We start from the raw sequence: 3,183 nt of genomic DNA on the forward strand, positions 1-3,183 counted from the left end.
CGATGAATGCGAGAAATTGTTACTCCCCCTTCACACCAAAATTGATTCGCATGGAGATTATGAGAACTGGGTTTAAGAATATTACAATCGGGTGTTCCAGGGATAAAAATATCAATTCCTTGCTGCATTAAAAAATTAGCAACGGTTGTTTCGAGTTGAATCGCTTCCCATCCGCTTCCTAAAATAATCACTAAAATTTCTCGACTGGGGCGCAATCCATCGATTTTTAAATTATAAAGAATGCGATCGCTTAATGCGGTTAATTCTTCTAAACGAGAACGATAAACTTCAAATTCAATTAGAGGTTTTTTCCAAAATTCAGCGACAAGGTTAGGAGCATTTTGATCGCTACGCTGGAGGGTAATTTGTTCACCCCTTTTTACAGGAGATTGATAGGATTGTTTTTCGTTAAAAACTCGATTGGGTAACGTTACATTATACCCCAATGTTTCCCAATCTTCAACCCAATTCATTCCTGTTAATAACCCTTGGGGACGTAGTAACCCTAATCCAATGCCATAAGCTGCCGTCAAAATTTGGGCGGGAACCCGATAACATCGGGACATAATCTCTGTTTTTTTGATCCCGTTTCCATATTCTCCGGTTACAAATTGTCCCCACTCATCCCCAAATAATTCGCTGGCGGTGGGAATCTTTAAACTATCTAAACTTTGCAATTCATCATAAGCCCAAATCAATCGTTTTTGAATCGGTTCTGGACTATTTCCCTGATCCAGATTCACCGGACGTAAAGCTTGATATGCCATCCAATAAAACGGTTGTTTTCCTTCAAATTTCAGATCATCATCAACCATCAAATCTTGACCTTCATCAATTAAAACCGCATCAAAAATAGCCGGAATGGTTGCCGATGCTAATAAATGATGACAAGCTTCTGCTAAAGCTTCATTGGCATTTAAACGAGTGGTGCGTTGAACACTTTGGCTCCAAATTCCCGCCGCTTGACAAATCGTTCGATAAAAGCCGGGTTGCTCCTTTGAACCCCAAGCATGGAGAACTTTTAATTTAGAATTGTGCCGATTGTAGGAGATTTGATGACAACTAAATCGCCTTAACCATTGATCAATTTGTTGTAAAATGACATCATATAAACTGCGACTAAAAAAGACTAAAGCAATATCCCATTCAGGATACTTAAGGTGCATTTGGGCGGCTTTTTGACACAATAATACGGTTTTTCCTGAACCCGCTATCCCTCGAATTCGTTGGGGGCCAGGAGGGATAACTTTAGCAATTTGTTCCTGTTGTAAATCCAGTTCGGAAATCCGTTGTCTAACCGTTGCTAAGACGGCACTACGGGTTAAAGAAGCTTCTAAATGATCCGTTGAATTGAAAAAAAATCGACGACTGGGTGCACGAAATAACGGCGTTCCACTAATAATAGCTTTTAACATTCGCCATTGTTCTTGAGACAGTTGACCTCCCCTGACCACTAACGGTGCATTCCTAATTTTTTCAATTAAACTAGCAGGATCAGGGGTAACGGTGCGTGGGCTGAAGTCTTCTTGAAATAAAATAGGGGGAGAACTGGGTAAATCATGAAAACCTCGATGTTGCCATTGGGACTGAAGAATGCGAGGTAAGGCGACGATGACACGACCTGGAACCTTTTGATGCAGGATAGGTTCTAAATTGCAATAATCTAAGAGGGCAAATAATTGATGTTCTGCCTGTTGATAGGGATTCGCCTGGGTGGTATAAAATTCTTGGAGTTCCCAACGATGACCTGTAATTCCTAGAATTTGATCAATCGTGATGGATTTCACCTCAATAATAATTAATCCCAATTGTGCATCTACGATTAAAATATCGGGTTCTTTGCGAAACGTTCCTAGTTTTGAGAAAATCGGATAACGCCAATAGGCAATACAATCTCGTGGGCTAAAGTGTTGACAAATAGCCATCCAGACGACAGACTCCGCTTGTTCTCCCCCCGTCAACAGGGGCTCAGTGGTAATAAATTTACGATCTTGAACCATGTTTAAAAGATAATAGCTAGGAGCAAAACTCGTGCAACAACAGGAAAGCTTTTTGATTGACTTTAAACTTTTTCCGGTCATAGTCTGATGATCTAGCGTTTACCCGCCTGAGCAGTGTTAACTGATGACAACCTCTGTTAACTTGGTTGTAGCGGATATCAATCAGCATCGATCACCCATTCAATTGAGTCTCATGGCTCCTTTTTATCGCCTGACCTTATTAATATTCGCTTGTATTGCCTACTGGGGGGGAACCTCCGGTGTCAGTGGTGCAATGGCGACGGTTGAGAACGAAACCCAACCACTCACAAACACGCACAACAGTACCTTAGTGGATGTAGAGCGTTCTGACCTGTTGTGGCAAATGGCCCAAAGTCCCCCTGAAAAATCCCCGACCCCAGACGCTCAAAAAAAACCTGAACCCAAAAAATCTTCCTTCCGCTTACCTTCAAAGGTTTTACTGTTGGGGATAGGAGCTTTAATTGTCACGGGCGGAGCCATTTTAATTTTAATTCGACTGATCAATGTTCCTCCAGATGAGGAGGATGTTGTTGTGGATGTTGAAGCACAAACCGTAACCCCTGCTTCCCCACTTCCTCAAACTCAACGTCCCCCGGTGACAACGGTTTCACCCGGAGAAATGCAAACAGTCCCAACGGTTCTTCAGCCGAATCAACCTCCGAGTTCTGCCACCCAGCAAAATAGTTATCGAGAGTCCTTACAGGTTTCTATTCCTGATCAATCCTCTGAGAAACCGGTTGGAGTTAATAGTCCGCTCACGGATACGGTTAATCTTCCTCAACTTCCCTATGGGTCTAAACTTGATCCCCAGGAACAATGGATTCAGGATTTAAAACACACTAACCCAGATATTAGAAGTCATGCCATTTGGGAACTGGCTCAAAAGGGAGATTCCAGAGCTATTCAACCGTTATTAGAGGTCTTAATCTCTTCTGATTCTAATCAACGGAGTTTAGTGTTAGCAGCGCTTTCAGAAATCGGAACTCGCACGTTAAAACCCCTCAGTCGCGCCTTAAGTTTATCGCTTCAAGATGACAATGCAGAAGTCAGAAAAAATGCGATTCGAGATTTAATCCGAATTTATGATTTCGCAACACAAATGAATCAAATTCTACAACGAGCGATTGATGATCCTGATCCTGAAGTTCAAGACATGGCAAAA

General features: G+C 42.0%; 2 protein-coding genes. One reads left to right on the plus strand and one right to left on the minus strand.

Annotated features, from left to right (window positions below):
• A partial coding sequence (locus ACKPEB_RS12765) for an NERD domain-containing protein (RefSeq protein WP_408965311.1) occupies positions 1 to 2,000 on the minus strand: 2,000 nt, incomplete at its 3' end.
• Positions 2,001 to 2,124: 124 nt separating this feature from the next.
• Here ACKPEB_RS12765 and ACKPEB_RS12770 point away from each other — a divergent pair.
• A partial coding sequence (locus ACKPEB_RS12770; protein WP_408965312.1) for a HEAT repeat domain-containing protein occupies positions 2,125 to 3,183 on the plus strand: 1,059 nt, incomplete at its 3' end.

Origin of the sequence: Planktothrix sp. (genome assembly GCF_046067725.1) — a bacterium.
In the GTDB taxonomy this organism is placed as follows: Bacteria; Cyanobacteriota; Cyanobacteriia; order Cyanobacteriales; family Microcoleaceae; genus Planktothrix.